The sequence below is a fragment of the Methanoregula sp. genome, from assembly GCF_003170075.1.
Lineage (GTDB): Archaea > Halobacteriota > Methanomicrobia > Methanomicrobiales > Methanospirillaceae > Methanoregula.
In genome coordinates this window covers 1-5,003 of the sequence record NZ_PMZU01000005.1, presented here as the reverse complement: position 1 = coordinate 5,003, position 5,003 = coordinate 1, and the positions used below count along the sequence as shown (strand labels likewise).

General features: G+C 51.2%; 4 protein-coding genes and 1 riboswitch. Of the genes, 2 read left to right on the top strand and 2 right to left on the bottom strand.

Annotated elements, in window-relative coordinates; genetic code table 11:
* Nucleotides 1-415 precede the first annotated feature (415 nt).
* The gene (locus tag QZN75_RS00330) at nucleotides 416-2,191 is read left to right on the top strand and encodes an aldehyde ferredoxin oxidoreductase family protein (protein ID WP_292423246.1); all 1,776 of its coding nucleotides are present in this window, start codon (nucleotides 416-418) and stop codon (nucleotides 2,189-2,191) included.
* Nucleotides 2,192-2,308: 117 nt separating this feature from the next.
* Nucleotides 2,309-2,608, top strand: a complete 300-nt coding sequence (locus tag QZN75_RS00325) for a ubiquitin-like small modifier protein 1 (protein ID WP_292423243.1) — start codon at nucleotides 2,309-2,311, stop codon at nucleotides 2,606-2,608.
* A gap of 411 nt (nucleotides 2,609-3,019) precedes the next feature.
* Nucleotides 3,020-3,083, bottom strand: a riboswitch (Fluoride riboswitch).
* Nucleotides 3,084-3,147: 64 nt separating this feature from the next.
* Here the strand turns inward: QZN75_RS00325 and QZN75_RS00320 are convergent.
* Nucleotides 3,148-3,720, bottom strand: a complete 573-nt coding sequence (locus QZN75_RS00320; protein WP_292423240.1) for a hypothetical protein — start codon at nucleotides 3,718-3,720, stop codon at nucleotides 3,148-3,150.
* A gap of 202 nt (nucleotides 3,721-3,922) precedes the next feature.
* Complete coding sequence (locus tag QZN75_RS00315) at nucleotides 3,923-4,975, bottom strand: substrate-binding domain-containing protein (protein ID WP_292423236.1); 1,053 nt, start codon at nucleotides 4,973-4,975, stop codon at nucleotides 3,923-3,925.
* Nucleotides 4,976-5,003 lie beyond the last annotated feature (28 nt).

Genomic DNA, 5,003 nt, shown 5'->3' with positions numbered 1-5,003 from the left:
GGACTACCCCCCCTTGATTGCACCTGCGCGACCTGTGCTTCGCGTGAAGTTATCGTCTGAATACATATTTTGCCGGCAGCAGTCATGGGGGGAGGGGCCTCTCTTTAGGCAAAGGGGTACCCCCCTCCCCCAAAATGGAGAGGTATCCCGACCCCCCGACCAATTTTTTTAAAGCGATACCCCCTACCCCCTCTTTTGGCCCGGGGATGGGGGTGCCACCTTCGTACGAAAGAGGGGGTACCCCCATACTTCGTGCGGTTGTCTTGTTGTACCTGGTGTATCGTTATCATTGGCTGATACGGGTTTTCTGATTTGGTGATATACATTAACAATCCGTTTTAGTTAATATTTTAAATTTTTTATACAACCTTTACTTTAATACCTATAACCATAAAGTAAGCGTTTGGTAACCATCATGGACGGATACGCAGGAAAGATGATCTATGCTGATCTCTCGGCAGGGAAGGTGACTATCAAACCCACGCCGGCGGGACTCAAAAAGGAGTATATTGGCGGGCGTGGGTTTGGCATCCGGCTTCTGACCGACATGGTTGATCCAAAGATCGATCCGCTGAGTGACAGGAATGTTCTCGTGTATGCTGCAGGGCCCCTGACCGGCACCGGCATTCCTTTAGGGAGCCGGTACGAGGTCTCGACTATCTCGCCGCTCACCGAGACTGCGATGAGCGCCAACAGCGGAGGGATCTTTGGCTGGAAGATGAAGAAGGCGGGGTTCGATGCGGTTGTCGTGTCCGGCAAAGCGAAGAAGCCGGTATACCTCCTTCTGGATAACGGGAAGGCTGAACTCCGGGATGCGGCACATCTCTGGGGTAAAACAACCGGGCAGACGACCGATGCAATCGTGGACGAACTGAATGACAAGAGTGTCCGTGTCTCCTGCATAGGGCCGGCAGGAGAGAAACTCGTGCTGTTCGCCTGCATCATCAACGAAAAAACACGGGCTGCCGGACGCGGGGGTGCCGGCGCTGTCATGGGCTCAAAGAATCTGAAAGCGATTGCAGCCCGGGGAGACCTGCCCATCAAGGCAGTGGATGAAGAGAATCTCAACATAGTCAAGGACCGCGTGCGCAAGAAGATCGAGGAGAACGGGATCGCACAGGCGCTGAAGAAATACGGTACCGCGGTGCTCGTCAACATCATCAACGAGAACTATGTCCTGCCGACCCGAAACTTCCAGAGCGCCCACTTCCCGGCGGCGGAGAAGGTCTCCGGCGAGACTATGGCAGCAACCATCCTCAAGCAATCCAAGGGCTGCTATGCCTGCATCGTGAAGTGTGGCCGGGTCTGCGAATTTGACGGCGAGTCCGGGGAAGGCCCGGAGTACGAGCCCGACTGGGCGTTCGGGCCGGACTGCGGGATCGATGATCTCAAAACGGTCGCCCGGGCGAATAACATCTGCAATGAGTACGGGCTCGATGCGATCTCGACGCCGACAACGATAGCCTGCCTGATGGAGATGGCAGAGAAGGGCTATGTCAAGCACCCGGTCCGGTTCGGTGACGTGAAAGGGATGTTACAACTGGTAGAGCAGATCGCAAAGCGCGAAGATATCGGCAATGAACTGGCCGAGGGCTCATTCCGGTTCGCCACGAAATACGGGCATCCCGAATTATCGATGAGCTCCAAGAAACAGGAACTGCCGGCATATGATCCCCGGGGGATCCAGGGATACGGGCTTGCGACTGCCACATCGGTCCGGGGCGGCGACCACGTGTACGGGTACATGATCTCTCCCGAAGTGCTTGGGGTGCCGGAGAAACTCGACCCATACGTGACCAAGGGAAAACCGCAGTGGGTCAAGACGTTCCAGGACCTGACAGCGGCCATTGATGCATCGGGCATGTGCCTGTTCACCTCGTTTGCTCTCGATGCACAGGACTATGCGGACCTTCTCACCGCGGCTACGGGTATCAAGACCGACCCGGCCGGGTTGCTGAAGACCGGCGAACGGATCTGGAACCTCCAGAAACTCTACAACATCCAGCGTGGGTTTGGCCGCAAGGACGACACTTTACCGGCCCGTCTCCTAAACGAACCCCTCAAAGAAGGTGCACCCACCGGGCAGGTGTGGAGACCGGAGGGGATGCTCGATGAGTACTACACCCTGCGCGGCTGGGATAAGGAAGGGACGCCGACAAAGGAGAAACGCCGGGAACTGGGGCTTACGTAACATAACCAGGAGTGCAGCAAGGGGAATATCCCTGCATTGTATCTGATTAAGGAGTACCCGGTGCTTCCAGCGGTAAAGAAAGATCTGAACACGATGTAGAGCTGATACCAGAATGTGATGAATACCCCACAGAACGATATAACCATCACCGTCAAATCGTTTGCTACCCTCCGGGAGGTCATGGATGCGCAGATCCGTATAGATTTCCCGGAGAATGCAACCATCCGCTTACTTCTCGCTGAGCTCACCGGACGTTATGAGGGCCTGAATAATCTGATATTTGCCGCCCCGGAAACCTTCAGGGATTACGTCAACATTCTCAAAAATGGCAGGAACATCCATTTTCTTGCGGGACTTGATACGCCGCTCGATGACGGGGATATAATCGCGCTGTTTCCACCTGTTGCCGGGGGATAAGGGTGAATAACCAGTTCGCTGCCTTATTGAGGGGAATATCACGGCAACTGGATCATCTACTCGCTGACAAATGTCGGTCGGGAACATATCCAGTGATCGACACTTTTCTAATTCACCTCATAGAGATGCCCACAGAAACGCATGGCGGAGCTCTGCCGTCTATGTTAGATGGGCCGGGAATAACAGCCTGATGAGATTATATACCGCAAACGGGATGATCAGGAAAATGTCAGTGAACCCGCTTTAAGCTGATATAGAATAAGTCATACGGAACGACAGCAGCAGAAGTGGATAAAACGGCATGTTGTCACCTTACCGTTTTCAGTGCACGAATTGTAAGGAGACACAAGTAGTATTCACAAATTGATATATTAGGTTTGTTGATCCTCAGTCATCCGCCGCATCTACCATACGTAGGTAGAAGTCATCAGCCGGAACAATGGCGGTTAGTGGCGATTTCATCGCCGTTAGTTGGTGTGGTCCGGGATATTAATTTAAGGCTGCGACAAAGGGGTAATTGTCAGGAATAAGATATTACTTCATCTTGTCCCGTGTTTTCCGCAATCGGTTTTTATCATACAGGGAGGTGATTTGCACCAGTCGCAGTATTTCCGCCGCCTATCGTTTGTATAAAATTTACTCTGACAGCATTCACAGACATAGAGTTTCAGGATCTTCCGGTCTACTGAAGGCGATGTTTTCTGGGGCTCAACAGAGGATCTGATAACATCTTTTTCCTTGGAAAGTTCCTTTAGTTCCGGCTTTGAGGTCCTGAGGCGCTCAAGAAGGGGGTGAAGCATTTTCTCTCCGAGCAGCATGCTGGCCTGCGTCTGGTATTGCTTTTCAATAATATCAGCGACAAACCGGTTACCTTTGTAGGTTGTCCATGTCCCGGTCTGGTGTTCTTTTTTTATCAGGTGCTGATTTTTCATATCGTTCAGGGTCGCCATCATGTCATCTTTGGAGACGGAACAGTACAACGAAAGATGGCGTTGCGACGGAAGACGAATACGGATACGCTCCGGGAAAAAATCGATATCCAGTTTTTTCGTGTCACAGAGTTGTATCCAGAGAGCGGTCTCGAATACTTTCTGAGGTGTGAGGTGAACCATTGGCTTGTTTTTATGGTATTTCTGTTCAGGTAATAAATCAATAGGTATACCCTGATTAATCCCCGCCTCTTTTCTGCTTCCAATGCTCTGCGGATCAGCTCACCTCTCTCAACTGCCCAAAACCCATTTTTAGAAACCTCCATAGGAAAAAAAGAACCTCGTTCAGCCGGAATTTAAAAAAAAAGGAAAAGTCAGGGAGGGGTTATACCGGTGATACGAATCCCGAGCTTGTACAATTGAATGGTGCTACCGAACTCACATCAGGTGTCAGTGACGTAAAAAGACTCTTGCCGTATGTATCCACACCATAAGAACCGACAACCTGCTTCCCCTCATCTGACATAAGCCAGTTGATGAACCGGTCGGCCTGTACCTCGTTGACATTCGGGTTCTTTGCCGGATCCACCGCGATAGCACTGTACCGGTTCAGAAGATCGTTCCCTTTTGTCACAAGGGGCGTCAGCTGAAGCTTGCTCTTATACGCAAGGAATGTCCCCTCATCGGTCAGCGTGTATGCATTTTTCTGGCTGGCAAAGACCAGTGTGTCGCCCATTCCCTTTCCGATTGAAAGATACCAGGAACCTGAAGAATTTGAGATGTCAGTCGTGTAATTGAACCCGGCTTTTTTCCAGAGTCCCTGCTCGGCTGTGTGGGTACCGGAGCCGTCACCGCGTGACACAAAGGAAACGTTTGCCGTACCGTTTATGCCCGCTGCCCGGATCTTTGCAAATGCAGCGGTAGGAGTAAGATTTGCAATGCCGGCTGGATCACTTGATGGACCGACAATCATGAAATAATTGTACGCAAAGCAGCGTGTGTTTGTACCGTATCCGTTACTGATGAAGGTCTGTTCCTGTGATGGGGAGTGCACAAGCAGGAGATCCGCATCGCCCCGCTGTGCGAGCTGGATTGCCTGACCTGTGCCCTGCGACGTGATCATCAGTTTAACGCCGGTTTCATTCTGGTAAATATCCTGTATGTGGTTGAGAAGTCCAGTATCGTAGAGACTTGTTGTTGTAGCAATAATAAGCGTTTTTGAACTATGTACGACAGGTGTGGCAGTCGTGGTTGGAATCACTGTTAGATTAGCAGTTGCATTCACAGTTACATTCGCGGTTGGAATCACCGTCGGATTCGCGGTTGGGGTTGTTGTGGTCTGTGATGCGGGTGTAGTACTCGTACATCCGGTGCTCAGCACTACAAGAAAGATCACCAGTGATATGGCGAAAATAAATGAAAGTCGTCGTGTCGACATATGATATATTAACTGAATAATGTTATTT

What these genes read in the sequence shown, in the direction of transcription:
- QZN75_RS00330 (WP_292423246.1), top strand. Translation starts at nt 416, where the DNA reads ATGGACGGATACGCAGGAAAGATGATCTATGCTGATCTCTCGGCAGGG.
- QZN75_RS00315 (WP_292423236.1), bottom strand. Translation starts at nt 4,975, where the DNA reads ATGTCGACACGACGACTTTCATTTATTTTCGCCATATCACTGGTGATC.
- QZN75_RS00325 (WP_292423243.1), top strand. Translation starts at nt 2,309, where the DNA reads ATGAATACCCCACAGAACGATATAACCATCACCGTCAAATCGTTTGCT.
- QZN75_RS00320 (WP_292423240.1), bottom strand. Translation starts at nt 3,720, where the DNA reads ATGGTTCACCTCACACCTCAGAAAGTATTCGAGACCGCTCTCTGGATA.